This is a genomic window from Bacillus sp. FJAT-27001, assembly GCF_019039175.1.
In the GTDB taxonomy this organism is placed as follows: Bacteria; Bacillota; Bacilli; order Bacillales; family Bacillaceae; genus Bacillus; species Bacillus velezensis.
Genome location: NZ_JAHOAA010000001.1, coordinates 962,796 through 980,873 on the forward strand (window position 1 = coordinate 962,796; position 18,078 = coordinate 980,873).

Sequence of the window (18,078 nt, forward strand, 5' to 3'; positions counted from 1 at the left end):
CGGGAGTCTTCAGACCGCTGACAAACCCCGTTCTTTCAACATGAGAGAATGGGGTTTACTTTTCGAGCCGTTTTATACTCCCTCTAAACAATGGATACCTTCTTCATTGTATAATCAGCAAAAACCCTTTATAATAAAATAAACCAACTGGTCGGTTTTAAACGAACCGAGCCCCGCTTTGCCGGGACAACGATATGAATGAGGCGGAAAGGATCTGTGTGAAGTGACAAATACAAAAGGCGGTGCCGGAAAGAGCGAAAAGACGAAGAACAGGCTCGTATCCGCTTCGCGTGACTTATTTGCAAAAAAAGGATATTCAGAAACATCGATTCGGGAGATTTTAGAGGCGGCCGAAATCAGTAAAGGCAATCTATATCACCATTTTAAAGGAAAAGAGTTTCTGTTTCTTCATATCATGGAAGAGGATCACCGCGTGATGATCGAGACGTGGAGGGAAATGGAAGCTGATCTGAAAGATGCTGCCGAAAAATTGACGGGCTTTGCGGAGCTGCTCAGCCGGATGAGCATCAATTACCCGCTTATGAGAGCAAGTGAAGAGTTTTATGCGAGTGCGTTTACGTCAGAGGAGGTCGTAAAGCGGCTCAACAAAATTGATATTGAATATGACGATGTGATGAGAGAGATCTTAGAAGAGGGAAATCAAGACGGCAGCTGGTCCATTCATCATGTCGAATCAAAAGTAAAAATCCTGCTATCCGTCTTCTACGGTTTAGATGTGTTATATAAAAACGATACCATTCAGCAAAGAATCGAATTGCAAAAAGAAGCCATCTCCGTGTTTATTCACGGGTCGATCAGCGCTGATAAACAGAATGACAGCTGACAAAGGAGAAACAACATGCAAAAACCGATCAGAGAACAAAAGGCGGTACTCATCATCTTATTAAGCAACATATTTATTGCGTTTTTAGGCATCGGATTGATCATTCCCGTTATGCCGCTGTTTATGAATGTGATGCACTTGACGGGCAGCACAATGGGATACCTTGTCGCTGCCTTCGCCGTTGCGCAATTAATTGCATCCCCCATTGCGGGGAGATGGGTTGACCGCTTCGGCAGAAAAATCATGATTCTCGCCGGACTGTTTTTGTTCGCATTATCCGAACTGACCTTCGGATTGGGCACACATGTCTCCATTTTATATTTCGCAAGGGTGCTGGGGGGCATCAGTGCCGCTTTTATCATGCCCGCTGTTACAGCGTATGTCGCAGATATTACGACGGTGCAGGAAAGATCGAAGGCGATGGGCTATGTATCTGCCGCCATCAGCACAGGGTTTATCATCGGGCCCGGCATAGGAGGATTTATTGCCGATCACGGCGTTCGTATGCCGTTTTTCTTTGCGGCGGGAATTGCATTTATCGCAGTGATTTCCTCTGTCTTTATGCTGAAAGAGCCGTTAACTAAAGAAGAACGCGCAAAGCAGCTGGAAAGCGTCAAAGAATCAACCTTCTTAAAAGATTTGAAAAAGTCGATTCATCCAAACTACTTGATCGCCTTTATCATCGTTTTTGTTTTGGCATTCGGACTGTCGGCGTACGAAACGGTATTCAGCTTATTTACAAACCATAAATTCGGCTTCACGCCAAAGGATATCGCCATTATTATTACGTTCAGCTCCATTGTGGCGGTCCTCATTCAAGTACTCGCGTTCGGAAGACTTGTCAACTTCCTCGGGGAGAAAAAAGTCATTCAGCTTTGTCTGATCATCGGCGCTGTGCTGGCTTTCGTTTCTACGGTGATGTCAGGATTTTTGCCCGTGCTCGCTGTCACCTGCATCATTTTCCTTGCGTTTGATTTACTGCGCCCGGCACTGACTACTTATTTATCGAAAATCGCAGGAAATCAGCAGGGGTTTGTTGCCGGTATGAACTCAACATACACGAGTTTGGGCACCATTTTCGGCCCGGCTCTGGGCGGTATTTTATTTGATATGAATATTCACTTCCCGTTTCTGTTCGCAGGTGTGGTTTTATTTCTCGGTCTGGGATTGACCTTTGTGTGGAAAGGAAAAGCGGGCGAGGTTTCGGAGTAGGGTGCACTCACCCATCTCCGGAGCTTTTTTTGCGTTTGCGATAAGAAAAATGAATGGATTATGAGAAATAATTCATTATTTATTTATCTCAAAATCTATACTATAGTAATAGTAAGGTTAACGAGCTTAACAATTTAATATGAATGTTTCAGGAAGAAGGGTTTTCATTGAAGAAAGACAAACATCTCCTTACGGATATCTGGTTTATTCTCATCAGTGCGGCAGGGGGGTTTCTTCTTTCGCTTACAGGGATGTCGATCGCCTGGATGCTCGGAACGCTGGCCGCCGGCTGCATCCTCTCCATGACGAGGCCCCGCTGGCTGTTCATGGCGCCTGACAGAAGAGGGATTCACCGCAGATGGCTTGCAGCGGGACAAATGATCCTCGGCATCGAACTCGGCCAGAAACTGAACCTGTCCGTTCTGTCGGTTTTACGGGAGCATTGGCTTCCGGTAGGCTTCATGCTGATTTTCTCTATCGTGATGGCGCTTGTTTCCGGATATGTGCTCTTTCGGTTCAGCCGGACGGACATGATGACAAGCTTTGTAGGCACGGCGCCGGGCGGTTTATCCGCCATGCCCGGTATCGCCCAGGAAGTCGGCGCAAACACCGCGATTGTAAGCCTTATTCAGCTGACGCGCGTCCTTTTGGTCGTCATGACAATACCGTTTCTCGTCATTTTCTTATTTACCAAACAAAACGGTGCGGCTCAGACATCAGCCGGAGCCGTTTCGGCAGGAGCTTTACATCCGGGCCTTACTCCCGTCTTGTTAACGGCCGGATTTATTTTGGCTGCCTGGCTTGCAAGCAAAGGCGCAAAACGGCTGAAATTTCCCGCCCCTTGGCTGCTCGGCAGCATGATCGGCGTTGCTGCTGCGGAAATCGGCGTGTCCGCCTTGGCGGGCAAAGACATGCTGGCCTGGTGGCCGCCGGAAGCGAACCAGCTGTCACAAATTTTTCTCGGCGCCACAATCGGATCAAAAATGTACAAAAGCATGTTCACCGGCGTGACGAGAGTGCTGACCGTCGGATTTATTTCTTCCGTCGGATTAATCGCCGCCATGATTCTGAGCGCGATTGCGGTTTCTAAATTAACGGGCATCTCCATGATTACATCTGTTCTCGCCTTTTCTCCCGGCGGGATCGCCGAGATGGCGGCGACTTCGATCACCCTGCACGAAGACTCGACTTTCGTCGTCGCGGTTCAGGTCATCCGGATCGTTCTCGTCATCGCCATGCTTCCGCCCTTCTATCGGCTGCTGCACCACCTTTCTCAGCTGAAACGGGCACACGGCGAGAGAGGCCGGGCAGAAAGAGGAACATGATCCGAATAAAAAAACACGCATCCATATGCGTGTTTTTTATTTGAACAGCTCTCCGCCGCCATTTACAGACCGCCAGTTTGCTGAAAGATCACGGAACAGCCGTTCAGCAAATAACAGTTCTTCATCTGTATAGCGGTCTAAAAACGCCAAGAGCCGCTTTTTTATCAATTCATGATATTCATGATGAAGAGAATGCAGCTCTTTCCCGGCAGGAGTCAGCCGGAAATAGACTTCTTTTTTATTGTCGCTCAGCCGGGTCCTGCGCAGAAAGCCGGCTTCCAAAAACTTCGCGCAGCTTCTCGACACGGTCGGCTTTGTCGTCTTCATTTTTTCCGCTATTGACGTGACATTGATCGGTTCATGATCTCCGATACACGACAAAATGTGAATTTCCGTCAAGGTCAGATGTAATTTTTTTCCGTTTTCTTCACGGAGTTCGTCCATCCGTCCGGCCAACGACGCCCTGATGTCCTCCTGACACCTCTCCTGCTCGTGAAAAATATCTGTCAGCCCTTCAAGAATCATGTGTTTTGCATGGTCTGGCTGTCTTCTGTCCAACTGCTGAATCACCCTTCCGTATTGATTGTTTCTTTTACTATAACGTTTTGTTACACAAGAAACAATCACACAGGCGCATAAAAGGGTATCAGATGAATCCCCATCTCTCCAAACCGGCCAGAACAGCTTCTTCCGCTTCACGTCCCGAGCCGCCGGCTGCCCATGCCGCGTGGCCGTCCGGCCGGATTAAAACGGTGTGGACGTCATCCCAATCGGCACGTGTTTCAGCAAGCTCCGCCCTGACAGCTGCCACGCTGTCCGTATCAATACCGGCGGGAATGCTCCCTCTTAATGATAAAAGCACAAAGGCGCCCTTATGAAGAAAATCATACAGCCGGGTCAGCCGCCCGTCATGAAGGATCAATTCGATATCCGGCAGGCGTTTTCCGTTCAGGATATGCGGCGGCAGCTCCGCATCCGGTTCATAATGCAGATCAAGCGCGGATACTTTTCCCGCCAATAAACGGTTGGACTCCTGAAAATCCAGCAAAGCGGTCATCGTTTCTCTTAATGCCATCCCCGACTCGGTAAAATCCATGAGCTTTATCTGGGTTTTTATATTGTGCAATACTTCTTTTCCTGTGCTGTGCCTTTCCTGATGATAGCTGTCCAGAAGATGAGGCGCCGCTTTCCCCTTCATTTGCGCCGCCAGCTTCCAGCCGAGGTTGAAGGCATCCTGAAGCCCCGTGTTCAGCCCTTGGCCGCCTGCGGGAAAATGAATGTGCGCCGCATCACCGGCCACAAAAACCCGGCCTGATCGGTATTGTTCGGCCTGACGCTCGGCATTGCCGAACCGCGACATCCATACCGGATCACTCAATCCGAAATCAGTGCCGCATATCCGCCGCAGGTCTTCTTTCAGCTCATTTTCGGTGACCGGCTCTTCCTTCCGCTTTTGCGGAGCGTGCGGAGAAACGATGAGAACGCGGAAAAGTCCGTCCGTAAGAGGGACAATCACAACCGATCCCTCCAGGCGGCACGTTGAAAAAAAGGAAGATTCGGGCGGATGTTTCAAAGCGGCATCACAGAGCGTTCCTGTTAAGTCGGCATCAGTGCCCGAAAAAGCGATGCCCGCCTGTTTCCTGACAATGCTCCCCGCTCCGTCTGTACCCGCGGCATATAAGCTGTGAAGAGTGCGGATACCGCTTTCGTCCCGGAACACCGTCTCCACTCCGTCATCCGTCTGGGTGACAGCCACCGCTTCCGCCCCGCGGATGATGTCTGCGCCGAGACTTGATGCATACTCCTCCAAAATCCGCTCCGTTTCTGCCTGAGGCAGCATTAACGAATAATTCTGATTCGTATCCAGCCGAGAAAAATCCAGCCGTGTATCCAGCATGGAAAAATGGCCGGAAGACACCTTCGTCCCTTTTTCCAAAAAGCGTTCCAATATGCCTCTCATGGCAAAAAGCTCAAGTGTGCGCGGATGCATGATAAGCGCTTTGGAATATGGCACCGTCTTTTTCAATCGTTCAATGACAGTCGTTTTCACTCCGGCCAGCGCCAGTTCTGATGCAAGCATAAGCCCGACCGGACCTCCCCCGATAATGGCAGCCTGTGTTTTCATCTCATCAGCCCTCTTTCATATTTTTTGTTACACGAGTAACAAAATCACCAAAAAATAAAACGCCTCCTTTTTGTTTCGCGCGTAACAATTTTCATTATAGTCTTCCCTCTGCTTTTTTACAATCATTTCCGAAAAAAAAGACGCCGTTTACTTGGCGTCTGATTCACTGATGACTCCGACAATGTCTTTATCCTTAATCGGACCGAAATGACGGCTGTCGAGGCTGTATATGCGGTTGTCGCCAATAACAAAGTATTGTCCCTTCGGTATGCTTTTGCGCCCGGTCGTTTCCTTCAGCGTATAATCACCGGTCACATGGCTCCCGGCGGACAATGATGACTTTAACGGTTTTAAAAACGGTTCCGCCACCCGTTTTCCATTCACATACAGCTGATCCTCCCTGTATGCGATTGACTCGCCGGGGAGCCCGATGACACGTTTGATCAGCACTTTGCGGTGCGGGCCTTTAAACAGGACAATATCGAAACGGCGGATCGTTTTGTAACGATGGGAAAACTTGTTGACCATCAGCTCATTTCCTTGTTTAAAGGTCGGATTCATGCTGATTCCTTCGACTTTATAATCAATAAAAATGGCATTCTTTAATTGTATGGCCAAAACAACGATAAGCACGCCGGCTATAAACCAAAATCGTTTTTTCAAGATTCCTGTCTCCCTCCGTCTTTCTCATGCTGACTGATTCTCATCTGTAAACGCCGTTCGATATGCTTTCCGACATACCACAGCACCGCGATCACCATTATGGCGCCCGCCATCCTGAAAGGCTGTGTCATGAGTGCGTGAAGATCATACCCGATAAAGCTGATCATAAAGATCATGACCATTTTCCCCATAGCGGCTGCTGATATAAACTGCAGCGCCCCCACCCGTGACAGGCCGGCAACGATATGAACCGCAGCGGACGGCGTAAAGGGGAAGCAAAGTAAAATAAACAGCGGACCGAAACCGTGCCGCTCAACCCAGAGCATCATCCGCCTTATGGTCTGATGCCTGCGGATGAAACCGAAAGCTCTTTTCTGTCCGAAACGGCGGACGGCATAAAACATCAGCATCGATCCTGCCGCAGACCCGAGCCATGACAGAAAAAAACCTTCCCACAAACCAAATGCATTCGTATTCGCCACCACAAATACAACGAGCGGCAAAAACGGAAGAAACGCTTCAATAAAAGGCAGTGCAGCCGCAGCCGCCGGGCCGAAAGCTCTATAGCTTTGGAACCATTCCGTCAGCTGTTCCTCAGTCAAATATGATAAAAATTGCTCCAACGTTTATACTCCTTAACGAGTTTGTCTATCCTTATTCTACACATTATCTCCAAAAAACGAAAATGTTTACGAGATTTTCCGACTTGAAATATCGTGTAAGCGAGTATAAAATAAGAACAAACGTTCTCTTTTTTAAGAAAGAAGGAGTATTTATGCCTGACATCCGGAGCAGCACCCGCGATCTCATCGAAAAAGGGCTGTTTCTGCCCATGGCGGCTGCCATCCTGAACCGGGACCTCGAAGCGCTTGATTCGTGCCCGTTCAAATTAAAACAACCCTATAAACAGCTTATCAGCTGCTCTTTAAAATTAGCACAAAAGGATTTGAGTGATGTTCGAAAAGAGTTAAGAAAGCGTAAAATTAAAATATACGAAGCGGAAAGAGACGAAGCATTTACGCTTTATATATGCACCATTAACGGCTATGAAGAAAAACACCGTTATTTCAACCCGAGAATACGGGAACAGGTAACCGCCTTATTAGAATATTACCTGTCTCTTGCGACCATTTAAAAAGCAGCCGGGACTGCTTTTCCTTTTCAACTGATAAATTTCAGACTATTCACACTATACATTCGACATGATTTTCTTTATAATCGGGACACGCTGTTTTCAATGAAAAGGAGGAATGTTATGAAACTGATTCATGTTCTCGCCGCCCTGCCCTTTTTCGGAATTCTCGCCGGCATTCCATTTGCCAACCGGGTGACGCCTTATGTTTTCGGAATGCCTTTCATTCTCGCGTATGTCGTCATCTGGGCGGTGCTGACTTCCGTTCTGATGGCCGCCGTTTACAAATTGGACAAAGAAAACAAGGCGGGTGAGGCGGAATGAACGCAGCATTTCCCGTAATGGCCGCCGTGCTCCTGTTTTGTGTATATCTCGGAATCCGGGCCCGAAAAGGAAAACATATGGACCTTGAACAATGGACGGTGGGCGGACGCGGCTTCGGCACGATGTTTGTCTTTTTATTAATGGCGGGAGAAATATACACGACCTTTACATTCCTCGGCGGAAGCGGATGGGCTTACGGAAAAGGAGGCCCCGCCTTTTATATTATCGCGTACGGCTGCCTTGCCTACATTTTGTCATATTGGCTTCTGCCAGCCGTGTGGACTTACGCCAAACAACACAAACTGATGTCGCAATCAGATTTTTTTATTTCAAAATACAACAGCCCGCTCCTCGGCATTCTCGTATCGCTCGTCGGCATCGCATCCCTCATCCCCTATCTCGTCCTGCAGCTGAAAGGGCTCGGATTAATTGTTTCAGCAACGTCATACGGACAGATTCCGCCCTCAGCCGCTGTCTGGATCGGCGCTGTCTCCATCACGATTTATGTGATGATATCAGGAATCCACGGTTCAGCGTGGATATCAGTCGTTAAAGATATCATGATTTTAGGCATCGTCCTGTATTTAGGCATTTATCTGCCCATTCATTACTATGGCGGATTTACGGAGATGTTCAAACAAATTGACGCCGCAAAACCCGGTTTTCTCACGCTGCCGGAAACCGGACAGAGCGTTTCCTGGTTCAGCTCAACGGTTTTGCTGACCGCCCTCGGCTTTTATATGTGGCCCCATACATTTGCCGCTTCCTATTCGGCGGAGCATCCTCGGGTGTTTCGGAAAAACGCAATCATCATGCCTCTTTATCAGCTCGTCCTGCTGTTTGTCATCTTTACCGGATTTGCGGCGATTCTGCAGGTGCCCGGTTTAAAAGGGGCGGACACGGATCTCGCCTTATTAAAGCTGTCTGTGAAAACCTTTGATCCCTGGTTTGTCGGACTGATCGGATCGGCGGGCATTCTGACGGCGCTTGTACCCGGTTCAATGATATTAATGGCCTCAAGCACGCTGTTCGCCAAAAATGTGTACAAAGCCATTCTGCCCGGCACGACTGACGAAAAAGTCTCACGGCTCGCAAAATACGCCGTACCCGTCATCGCGCTGATATCCGTATATTTTACGCTGAAAGGCGGAAATACCATCGTCACCTTGCTTTTAATGGGCTACAGCCTTGTCACCCAGCTTTTCCCCGCCCTCTTATTCAGCCTGCCGAAGCGGCGTTTCATCACAAGCCACGGCGCTTTTGCCGGCATAACGGCCGGGGTCGGAACGGTGGCCTTCATTACGCTGACCGAATCAACCATCGGAACCCTCTTTCCGTTTCTTCCGCAGATCGTTAAGGATATGAATACAGGCATCATCGCACTGGTTCTGAACATTGCCGTCATGTTTGCAGTCAGCGCCGCAGTCAGAAAAAAACAAATCAGCGCAGCCGAAAAGGCGGCTTAAATGGTAAGATAGCGGTAAGATACACGAAAGGGGAAAAACGCATGATCATGACAACGACCGAAACCGTCGCCGGAAAACAGATTACGGAAGTGAAAGGCTTGGTGACAAGCAGTATCGTCCAGTCCAGACACATCGGCAAAGACTTGCTTGCAGGCTTAAAATCTGTCGTCGGCGGCGAATTGAAAAGCTATACTGAAATGCTGGAAGACTCCAAAAAAGCGGTGAAAGAGCGGCTGATCAGAGAGGCGGAGCAGCTCGGAGCGAACGCCATCGTCGGCCTGCGGTTCGAACTGACCGCAGGACAGAACACATCCGAATTAATCGGATACGGAACCGCCGTCACCGCCGAATCCATTTAAAAAAACAAGCCTCTTTAAAGAGGCTTGTTTTTTTATTTCTCACATGCGATATAGTCTTTATCTCGGTCAAGTCTTTTATTTGCATTGTAAAGCGCTTTTGATACATACGGCTTGTACTTTGTTCTGCCGCCCTTGTTTTTCACTTTCGACGATTTGGCCACGCCGCCCTTATACACCTTATTCAGCGCCTTGCAGTTTTGATACGTTTTCACCTTTGTTTTCGCTTCTGCCGTCTGCCCCGCTCCGTATGAACATCCGAACACAAGACCGAAAGACAAAAGCACAGCTGCCGTCTTTTTCATTTCTATCCTATCCCCTCTCCTGAGTTATGCGGTATTGCTGAACATATCATAGTTCAAATAATATCCATTTACAAGATAAATAGGAAAATAGTTTTAATTTACGTCCGCCCGTATATCTTTTATGGAATTTTTCCCAAAACCTTTTATAATATGAATTGATAGCGCGATCTGACTATGATGATAGGAGGAGAAATGATGATGAAAAAAGGGCTTTTTGCGGGTGTGCTCACTACAGCCGTTCTATTCGGCACATGTACGGCGGAAATTCCGGGGGTGATCAGCCCCAATACGGCGGAAGCGGCGTCCCAGCTCAGCAAAGGAATCGGCGGAAGGGCCTACCTGAACAGCACGGGCTCAGTTCTCGTCACGAAAATTCAGCTTCCAAGCTCAATTCAGGTGTCAAATGGGACAGCCTATATTTACTCAGGATTTACCGGAGGCACAGAGGCTGATATCGGACTTCAGTACAGTGACACCTATCATGTATGGAAACCGATCATGAAAGTCGGTTCAAAGGGACAAGGCCAGGTCAAGTATCTGGAAGGAGAAAGCCAATTCACCTATACGAAAGGCTTCCGGCCCGGCAGCACCGTACAGCTGACCATCTACAAAAATCTGAACGGCAATACCCGCGCCACATACTGGGGCACAAATAATGACGGATACACCGGCCGCATTATCTCAGAACTCGCCCAAACCAATGTAGGCTCTGTCTCAAAATGGAAAGCGCTCGCCACCGTCGCGGTCACATCAGAGGATCAGCGCCCTTACATCAAATCAAACTTCTCAACAGCCTTTACGAACATCACGATCGACAATAAAGCAGTCACACCTGTGATTGATACACAGGATTTTGCCAAATTGACAGTGTCAGGCAGCAGCGTCAGCATGTCTGTCATCAAATAAAGAATTTTGAACGCACGATTTCTGTCATCGTGCGTTTCGTTATGTCAATACTGCCGCCGGGTGAAAAATTGGAAACGAGGCGGATTTTCATGTACACTTTATGTAAACCACAAAAATGATTGACGTTCAGTCATTATTCATACAGGAGCGAAATTTATGAACAGAGAAAAAAGGCTTGAATTAAAGAAAGTCAAACCGAAACATTTGCAGCAATTTAATCAGCTGCTCCGATATGTTTTCCAAGTCACGAACAGTAATCTGCATGAAGTGGGATGGAAGGAACCCGAAATCGCCTCCGCAAAACTCCCCGTTTTGGAACAAGCGCATGTATTGGGCTGGTTTGACAAAGACAAACTCGTTTCACAGGCGGCCGTTTATCCATTTCAAGTCCGGATTTTTAATAAAACGTTCGAAATGGGCGGTGTGACGGGGGTCGGAACATATCCCGAGTACGCCAATATGGGATTAATGGCGAAACTGTTATACAAAGCATTAGTTGACATGCGTGAGCGCGGTCAGTCCGTATCCTATTTGTTCCCCTACTCCATCCCTTACTACAGAAGAAAAGGCTGGGAAATTATCAGCGATAAAATGACGTTTGAGGTGAAAGACTTTCAGCTCCCGAAAATGAGCACCGTTTCCGGTGAAGTGGAACGCGTCGAGCCGGAACATGAGGTCATTAAAGAAGTATACAGCCGATTCGCGCATAAAAGCCATGCGGCCATGATCAGAAATGAACTGGCATGGGATGAATATTGGCGCTGGGATTTAGAAGAGCTTACGGCTGCCGTGTATTATGACCAATCCAGACAGGCGAACGGTTATGTTCTTTACTGGATTGCAGATGAAGTTTTTCATATTAAAGAAATGGTATATGTAAATGAAGAAGCGCGAAGAGGCCTGTGGAACTTTATTTCGGCTCATTTCTCCATGGTGACAAAAGTCGTCGGCGACAATTATTCTAATGAACCGATCGCCTTTCTGTTAGAAGATGCTGAAATTGAGGAAACGATTTCTCCTTACTTTATGGCCCGGATTGTCGATATTGAGCAATTTATCAATCAGTATCCCTTTAAACCGCAAAAAGAGAAGCGGACATGGTCTTTTACACTGGAAGATCCGCTGCTTGAATGGAATCAGGGCGTCTTTACAGCGGAGATTTCGCCTGAAGGAAAAGCCGTTTTAAGCCCGGGCGGCGATGCTGATGCGGCGAAACTGGATATTCAGACGATGACGGCATTATTATTTGCATACCGGAAACCAGAATACCTACACCGCACGGGCCGGCTCGAATGCAGCCCGGACACATTGGAATTCATTGAGGATTTGCTGGAAACGCAAACCCCTTATTTCTCGGATTACTTTTAATAAAAAAACAGCCCTCCTCAGGGTTGTTTTTTTAACATTTCTTTCATTATTTCCGCCAAAATGCTGAGCAGTCCGCCTTATCCTGAATATTGAATTGAATCATGCGTTCAAGCAGCTCATAATGCACCGGTTCAGTCCATAGAATTCTGAACAAACGGGAAGTAGCGCTGTAGCCGGCATGGGCAATGTCGTCGGCAAAATGCGCAATTCCAGCTTCTTCGGGGGAAACACTTACATGATGCTTTGCCGCCGCAAAGCCGATAATAAAGGTGCCGTGATCGGTAAACATCGGCGTGTTCCACTTGATCTGCGCTTCTAAGTTCGGAAATTGGCCAGCCGTCCACGACAGGATTTCCTCCATTCGCAGACGATGATCAGGGCTGTCGATACTTGATAAATAGTCTTTGAAAACGTCCATGTCTTCCTCCTTCAACATCACGTCCGCTAGCGCCAAAACCCCGGATTTTCAGCTTTTTCCTTGATGTTAAATTCGATGATCTTCTTAAGCAGATCATAGTGCACCGGATCAGTCCATCGAATTCGGAACAGGCGCGAAGAAGCGCTGTACCCGGCTTGAGCGATGTCATCGGCAAAATGCTCCATCGTCTCTTTTTCAGGTAAAATGCTCAAATGATTTTTTGCCGCGGCAAACATAATGATATAGGTGCCGTGATCGGTAAATGTCGGTTTGTTCCACTTGATCTGCGCTTCTAAGTTCGGAAATTGGCCAGCCGTCCACGACAAAATTTCCTCTGCTTTGAGACGGTGATCCGGGTTATCGATTCCTGATATATATTTTGCAAATACATCCATGCCCATCTCTCCTAAAATGAAATATCATTACTCTTTACATCATCATAGCCAACAGACGGACACGATACAACTCTATCCGGGCATGTAAATCGAAAAAAGCCCTCCCCAAAAGGAGAGGGCCCGTCCCTTCACATCACAGCTTTCTCTAATATCTCTCCCCCAGCTCCCGCAAAATAAAGTCGTAGATCATTCTTGTCCGCTCTTCTTTCGGATACAGCATGAATTCCTGCCGCTTCGGGATATGACTGCCCATCCTGTCCTGAAAAGTGGTTCTGAGATAGGCGGTTCTGTAAACCTGATTTTCAAAAGAATGATAGGATACTTCCAGTTCCATCGTTTTGCCGTTTGAGAACGTGACAGCTGTGTCATCAAATGCCGTCGGTTGAAAATCTTTAACGTGCACATGAGATATCCAGCCGCATTGAGGCCTTGCAGAAGAAAGTGTAGGGAATAAAAAGATGTGATTTGAAGGGTCCACCATAATCGGCGGCTTGTGAGAAATTTTAATCGCTTCATATGTTCCCGCTTTTCTCCCGGCATAGCTGGAGCCAAAGTAGCGGCAGCTTCTGTCGATGATGTGAATCGGCTTCATGCTGACATACAGAATGCAGTCTTTTTCAATGACCTTCGACCCCATTTTACCGTCTATTTCCTCAGGCAAAACAGCGATGGTTGAACGATTTACTTCGTAGCTTTCTAAGGGTGCGTGTGTTTTCTGGCACATAATGTGCAGCCTCCAATCCTTTTCTTGAAAATTTATACTAATAATCTATCATCTGTCATTGGAAAACGACAGGTTTTTTTTGAATATAGCTAAAAATCACCTTTTAAAGATGTAATTTAGTCTTAAATTACTATTTAAATATTGTTTTTCTTTTTCGTTTCACCTCATTTATACGATGATCATTTTCGTTTTTTCGTCAATTTGCAGGATATGTCGATATATTTCCAAGTATTAGTTGTCTAAAGATTATAAAAATTAATTGATTTTTCCGGCCGTTATCCATATACTATAAAAAAGGCATTGGGGGGATTCTTTATGAAAGAGAAAAAGTCGTACACTGAGCTCATGAAGTCCCGCAACACGCAAAAAGCAAACGAATTCGATGTGACAATGGCCGATATTTACATTCAAATGGTGCTTGATGAATCCTTGTATAAACGCCGGCTCGCCATGCTGACCATGCAGATTAATAAGGCGCTTGATGATAAAAATAAAGAAGCGTTCCTCACGCTTTCAAAAGAATATGCCGCACTCAAACAGAGTGAATAAGCCAATCCATATGGATTGGCTTTTTTAGATTATCCGTTTACGATGGTGCCGCCGTTCACATGAATCGTCTGGCCCGTGACATATGAGGAATCATCGCTTGCTAAGTACAAATAGCTTGGCGCCACTTCAACAGGCTCGCCGGGGCGCTGCATCGGCACGTCTGAGCCGAAGACTTCCACTTCCTTCGCCGAGAAGCTCGCCGGGATCAGCGGCGTCCAGATCGGCCCCGGCGCCACTGCGTTTACCCTGATGCCCTGAGTGACAAGAGATTGGGAAAGAGATCTTGTAAACGTGACGATCGCCCCTTTTGTCGCTGAATAGTCAATCAATGTTTTGTGGCCTTTATAGGCGGTAATGGAGGCCGTATTAATGATTGAACTTCCTTTTTTCAGGTGAGGGAGCGCGGCTTTCGTTAAGTAAAACATTGAAAAAATATTCGTCTGAAACGTTCTGATGAGCTGGTGGCTCGTGATTTTCTCAATCCCCGGCTGCACGTGCTGCTCACCCGCGTTATTGACCAGGATGTCAATGGAAGGAAAGGCTTGGCCCGCCTGGCGGATGACATCGTTGCAAAAGGCTTCGTCGCCGACATCCCCTGCGATCAGCAGACACTTCGCCCCTTCTTTTTCTACATATTGCTTCGTCTCTTCGGCATCCTGATGCTCATCAAAGTAAACGATGACCACATTAGCGCCTTCCTTCGCGAATAAAACGGATACGGCGCGGCCGATCCCGCTGTCTCCGCCCGTGATGATCGCCGTTTTCCCTTCAAGTTTTTTCGCCGCTTTCGGTTTGTCAAAAACGGGGCGCGGGTTCATTACATATTCAAAGCCCGGCTGCCGGTTTTGATGCTGCGGCGGCAAGGTTTTCTTCTTCTGGTTAGCCATTTTGATCACTCCTTTACATTAATTACTATATTATGAGTAATTTGAGTATCTTATACGAATTTCATGTATGAATAGAGTCTTATTGGAAAAATTAAGAATATACAACAGAGGAGGTAAATTTGAATTGACTACTTTTTCAAACGAGGAACCGGCTTCCTATTGGAGAGCAACAGCTGACATTCCTTCCTTTCCCGCCCTCACTGAAGATACAGAATGCGACGTTGCGGTGATCGGCGGTGGAATTACGGGCCTGACAACGGCATACGAACTGACGAAAAGAGGTTTCCGTGTCGCTGTCATTGAAGCAGACCGGATTTTAAACGGGACGACCGCGGGCACGACCGCAAAAATTACCGCCCAGCATGATTTCATCTATGCTGATCTTATTCAGCAGATCGGCCTGACCAGCGCAAGGCTGTATTTCGAAGCCCATCTCCGCGCCATGGAAGACATGAAGCAGATCATCAAGGACCTTTCGATTGACTGCAGACTGATTGAACAAGACGCATATCTTTACACCAATACAGAATCAGGCGTCAAAAAAATCCGCAGTGAGCAGGAAGCTTATACCAAGCTCGGTATTGAACACGAGCTTGTGAAAGAACTTCCCGTCCCCGTTGATTGCATGCTCGGCCTCGCCATGAAGAACCAGGCGCAATTCCATCCGCTTTTATATGGCGCGGCGCTCGTCAAAGAGATCGTTAAAAACGGGGCGCGGATTTTTGAACAGACGGCTGCGATCGACATAAAAAAAGAACCGCAGCCGGAAGTGGTCACGAAAAACAGACACGGCATCAAGTGCAGCTATATTGTCTGCTCTTCCCACTTTCCTTTTTATGACGGAGGCGGGCTTTACGCCGCCAGAATGTATGCCAGCAGATCCTACGTACTCGCGGTAAAACCGAAACAAGCGTATCCGGACGGGATGTATCTCAGCATAGACAAGCCGTCCAGATCACTGCGATACACCGATCTGAACGGTGAAAAACTGGTGCTTGTCGGCGGCGAAAGCCACAAAACAGGCCAGGGAAAAGAAATGTCCGAGCATTACGAAGCGCTGAAACAATTTGCGGAAGACACAATCGGAGTTGAAAGCATCCCATATCATTGGTCTGCACAAGACCTTGTCACCATTGACAAAATTCCGTTCATCGGTCCCATCTCGGGCGATGAAGAACATATTTTGGCGGCGACCGGTTTTAAAAAATGGGGCATGACAAGCTCAGCGCTCGCCGCGAAGCTTTTGGCTGATCATATTCAAAACAAAAAGAACCCGTTTTCCGGCCTGTTTATTCCGTCACGCTTCCACGCAGATCCGGGACTGAAAAAACTGATTTCCTATAATGCCGACGTGGCCAAACACCTTATCTCGGGCAAACTTGAGAGGCCGGACGCTTCACCTGAGACTCTTCGGCCCGGGGAGGGAAAAATCGTAACGGTAAACGGCAAACGGGCCGGCGCCTATAAAGATGAAAAAGGCTGTCTGCATCTTGTCGATACGACATGCACCCATTTGGGCTGTGAGGTCGAATGGAATGACGGCGAACGGACGTGGGACTGTCCTTGTCACGGGTCCCGGTTCACACCCGACGGCGCGGTTGCCGAAGGTCCCGCCATCAAGCCGCTGAAGCGCCTCAGCCAAGATTGACTAAACCATTCTGTACGAATGGTTTTATTTTTTTTCGCAATAAAATATTTTTATCAGATTCCTTCATTCAAGTTCCTTCCATACCGATAAAAAGAAAAAGAGAATATCTGGGGGAACTTATATTGTTATTTAAAAAAGACCGCAAAAAAGAAACAGCTTATTTTTCGGAAGCCGATGGAAAAAAACGCATCGCGCTTTCAAATCAATATGCAGATGTCCAAAAACAGCTGAAAATGGTCAGGCTTGGAAACGAAGAACTTCATGTGCTTGAAGAGCTGCAGCCGTTAATTAAAGAACATATCTCAACAATCGTCGATTCCTTTTACCGAAACCTGGATCACGAAAAATCATTAATGACGATCATTAACGACCACAGCACGGTCGAGCGCCTGAAAAAAACATTACGGCGTCATATCCATGAGATGTTTGCCGGCACGATTGATGATGAATTCATTGAAAAAAGACAGCGCATCGCTTCCATCCACTTGCGGATCGGCCTTGAACCGAAATGGTATATGGGAGCGTTTCAGGATCTGCTTCTGTCGATGATGAACATATATGAAGCAACCATTCCGGATTTGCATGAGCTTTTAAAAGCGATCAAAGCGACGACGAAAATATTGAATCTTGAACAGCAGCTCGTCCTTGAAGCATTCCAGAGCGAATATAACTGCCAGCGTGACGAACAAGAGGAAAAGAAAGCCCGCCTTCATCAAAAAATCCAGGAAACATCCGGATCACTCGCTGATTTGTTTTCAGAAACGAGCAGAGCCGTGCAAGAGCTGGTCGATAAATCCGAGGGCATTTCCGAGGCGTCAAAAGCCGGCACCGTCACTTCCGTACATGTCGAAGAAAAATCAATCGGCGGGAAAAAAGAGCTTGAAAGCCAGCAGCAGCAGATGAATAAAATCGACGCCAGTCTTCTGCAGATTGAAGAAGAAATGGACAAGCTGAATGACATCGCCCAGCAGATCGAAAAAATCTTCGGCATCGTGACGGGGATCGCCGAGCAAACGAATCTCCTGTCACTCAACGCTTCAATAGAATCCGCGAGAGCCGGGGAGCACGGCAAAGGGTTCGCCGTTGTGGCGACGGAGGTAAGAAAGCTTTCAGAGGATACGAAAAAAACCGTTTCCACCGTATCAGAGCTCGTGAACAATACCAATACACAAATCAACATTGTGTCCAAACATATTAAAGATGTAAACGGACTTGTAAGTGAAACGAAAGAAAAAATGGCGCAGATCAACCGTCTGTTTGATGACATCGTCCAAAGCATGAAAACGAGCAAAGACCAGACAGGCAAAATCGACGTTGATTTGCAGGCCTTTCTCGGCGGCCTTCAAGAAGTCAGCCGCGCGGTTTCCCACGTTGCATCATCCGTTGATTCACTTGTTATCCTTACAGAAGAATAAAGATAAACCGACCGGC

At 47.4% G+C, this 18,078-nt stretch carries 21 protein-coding genes and 1 pseudogene; 13 read left to right on the forward strand and 9 right to left on the reverse strand.

The features are described from left to right. The first annotated feature begins 223 nt into the window (after positions 1-223). From BGM27_RS04075 to BGM27_RS04085, 3 genes are all read left to right on the forward strand, one after another. Positions 224-844: a TetR/AcrR family transcriptional regulator gene (locus BGM27_RS04075; RefSeq protein ID WP_007409174.1), complete on the forward strand. Its 621-nt coding sequence runs from the start codon at positions 224-226 to the stop codon at positions 842-844. A 15-nt stretch (positions 845-859) separates the two neighbouring features. Further along, positions 860-2,056: an MFS transporter gene (locus BGM27_RS04080; protein WP_007409175.1), complete on the forward strand. Its 1,197-nt coding sequence runs from the start codon at positions 860-862 to the stop codon at positions 2,054-2,056. 167 nt (positions 2,057-2,223) lie between these two features. Then, a complete protein-coding gene (locus BGM27_RS04085; protein ID WP_020953962.1) occupies positions 2,224-3,381 on the forward strand; it encodes an AbrB family transcriptional regulator in 1,158 nt (385 codons plus the stop codon). A 36-nt stretch (positions 3,382-3,417) separates the two neighbouring features. Here BGM27_RS04085 and BGM27_RS04090 read toward each other — a convergent pair whose 3' ends face one another. The 4 genes from BGM27_RS04090 to BGM27_RS04105 form a co-directional block, all read right to left on the reverse strand. Next, positions 3,418-3,939 (reverse strand): MarR family transcriptional regulator, encoded by a 522-nt coding sequence (locus BGM27_RS04090; RefSeq protein WP_007409177.1) that lies wholly within the window; start codon positions 3,937-3,939, stop codon positions 3,418-3,420. Between the two features lie 88 nt (positions 3,940-4,027). Continuing rightward, positions 4,028-5,506, reverse strand: coding sequence for a monooxygenase (locus tag BGM27_RS04095; RefSeq protein ID WP_007409178.1), 1,479 nt, complete (start codon positions 5,504-5,506; stop codon positions 4,028-4,030). A 147-nt stretch (positions 5,507-5,653) separates the two neighbouring features. Then, on the reverse strand, positions 5,654-6,169 hold the full coding sequence (gene lepB, locus BGM27_RS04100; protein ID WP_003155158.1) for a signal peptidase I: 516 nt from the start codon (positions 6,167-6,169) through the stop codon (positions 5,654-5,656). After that, entirely contained in the window at positions 6,166-6,792 is a 627-nt protein-coding gene (locus tag BGM27_RS04105; RefSeq protein ID WP_007409179.1) for a TVP38/TMEM64 family protein, read from the reverse strand. Before BGM27_RS04105 ends, lepB begins: the two co-directional genes overlap by 4 nt. Before the next feature lie 152 nt (positions 6,793-6,944). Between BGM27_RS04105 and BGM27_RS04110 the strand changes: the two genes are divergently transcribed. The 4 genes from BGM27_RS04110 (at position 6,945) to BGM27_RS04125 (ending at position 9,450) form a co-directional block, all read left to right on the forward strand. After that, the gene (locus BGM27_RS04110; RefSeq protein WP_007409180.1) at positions 6,945-7,304 is read left to right on the forward strand and encodes a YhjD family protein; all 360 of its coding nucleotides are present in this window, start codon (positions 6,945-6,947) and stop codon (positions 7,302-7,304) included. A gap of 120 nt (positions 7,305-7,424) precedes the next feature. Then, a complete protein-coding gene (locus tag BGM27_RS04115) occupies positions 7,425-7,625 on the forward strand; it encodes a DUF3311 domain-containing protein (RefSeq protein ID WP_007409181.1) in 201 nt (66 codons plus the stop codon). Then, positions 7,622-9,091 (forward strand): sodium:solute symporter family protein, encoded by a 1,470-nt coding sequence (locus BGM27_RS04120; protein ID WP_007409182.1) that lies wholly within the window; start codon positions 7,622-7,624, stop codon positions 9,089-9,091. Before BGM27_RS04115 ends, BGM27_RS04120 begins: the two co-directional genes overlap by 4 nt. 41 nt (positions 9,092-9,132) lie before the next feature. Beyond that, on the forward strand, positions 9,133-9,450 hold the full coding sequence (locus BGM27_RS04125; protein WP_003155166.1) for a YbjQ family protein: 318 nt from the start codon (positions 9,133-9,135) through the stop codon (positions 9,448-9,450). Positions 9,451-9,482: 32 nt separating this feature from the next. Here BGM27_RS04125 and BGM27_RS04130 read toward each other — a convergent pair whose 3' ends face one another. Further along, on the reverse strand, positions 9,483-9,752 hold the full coding sequence (locus BGM27_RS04130; protein ID WP_003155168.1) for an excalibur calcium-binding domain-containing protein: 270 nt from the start codon (positions 9,750-9,752) through the stop codon (positions 9,483-9,485). Between the two features lie 195 nt (positions 9,753-9,947). Here BGM27_RS04130 and BGM27_RS04135 point away from each other — a divergent pair, with 195 nt between their 5' ends. Beyond that, the gene (locus tag BGM27_RS04135) at positions 9,948-10,658 is read left to right on the forward strand and encodes a YrpD family protein (protein ID WP_007409183.1); all 711 of its coding nucleotides are present in this window, start codon (positions 9,948-9,950) and stop codon (positions 10,656-10,658) included. 156 nt (positions 10,659-10,814) lie between these two features. Further along, complete coding sequence (locus tag BGM27_RS04140) at positions 10,815-12,026, forward strand: GNAT family N-acetyltransferase (protein ID WP_007409185.1); 1,212 nt, start codon at positions 10,815-10,817, stop codon at positions 12,024-12,026. Between the two features lie 46 nt (positions 12,027-12,072). Here BGM27_RS04140 and BGM27_RS04145 read toward each other — a convergent pair whose 3' ends face one another. From BGM27_RS04145 to BGM27_RS04155, 3 genes are all read right to left on the reverse strand, one after another. Then, on the reverse strand, positions 12,073-12,444 hold the full coding sequence (locus BGM27_RS04145; protein ID WP_007409186.1) for an iron chaperone: 372 nt from the start codon (positions 12,442-12,444) through the stop codon (positions 12,073-12,075). A 26-nt stretch (positions 12,445-12,470) separates the two neighbouring features. After that, a complete protein-coding gene (locus BGM27_RS04150; RefSeq protein ID WP_007409187.1) occupies positions 12,471-12,839 on the reverse strand; it encodes an iron chaperone in 369 nt (122 codons plus the stop codon). A gap of 145 nt (positions 12,840-12,984) precedes the next feature. After that, positions 12,985-13,563 carry a competence protein ComK gene (locus BGM27_RS04155; protein WP_003155179.1) on the reverse strand — a complete coding sequence of 193 codons (579 nt, stop codon included), beginning with the start codon at positions 13,561-13,563 and terminating at the stop codon, positions 12,985-12,987. 315 nt (positions 13,564-13,878) lie between these two features. Between BGM27_RS04155 and BGM27_RS04160 the strand changes: the two genes are divergently transcribed. After that, positions 13,879-14,112, forward strand: coding sequence for an IDEAL domain-containing protein (locus BGM27_RS04160; protein WP_007409189.1), 234 nt, complete (start codon positions 13,879-13,881; stop codon positions 14,110-14,112). A 29-nt stretch (positions 14,113-14,141) separates the two neighbouring features. Here BGM27_RS04160 and BGM27_RS04165 read toward each other — a convergent pair whose 3' ends face one another. Beyond that, a complete protein-coding gene (locus BGM27_RS04165; protein WP_007409190.1) occupies positions 14,142-14,999 on the reverse strand; it encodes an SDR family oxidoreductase in 858 nt (285 codons plus the stop codon). Between the two features lie 124 nt (positions 15,000-15,123). Between BGM27_RS04165 and BGM27_RS04170 the strand changes: the two genes are divergently transcribed. The 3 genes and pseudogenes from BGM27_RS04170 to BGM27_RS20865 all read left to right on the forward strand — a co-directional run bounded on the left by BGM27_RS04170 (position 15,124) and on the right by BGM27_RS20865 (position 18,062). Next, entirely contained in the window at positions 15,124-16,647 is a 1,524-nt protein-coding gene (locus BGM27_RS04170; protein WP_007409191.1) for an FAD-dependent oxidoreductase, read from the forward strand. Continuing rightward, positions 16,551-17,303 (forward strand): annotated as a pseudogene (locus BGM27_RS20860) (protoglobin domain-containing protein); the annotation flags it as partial. The gene BGM27_RS04170 and the pseudogene BGM27_RS20860, both read left to right, overlap by 97 nt. 243 nt (positions 17,304-17,546) lie before the next feature. Next, complete coding sequence (locus BGM27_RS20865) at positions 17,547-18,062, forward strand: methyl-accepting chemotaxis protein (RefSeq protein ID WP_370529535.1); 516 nt, start codon at positions 17,547-17,549, stop codon at positions 18,060-18,062. The last annotated feature ends 16 nt before the right edge of the window (positions 18,063-18,078 follow it).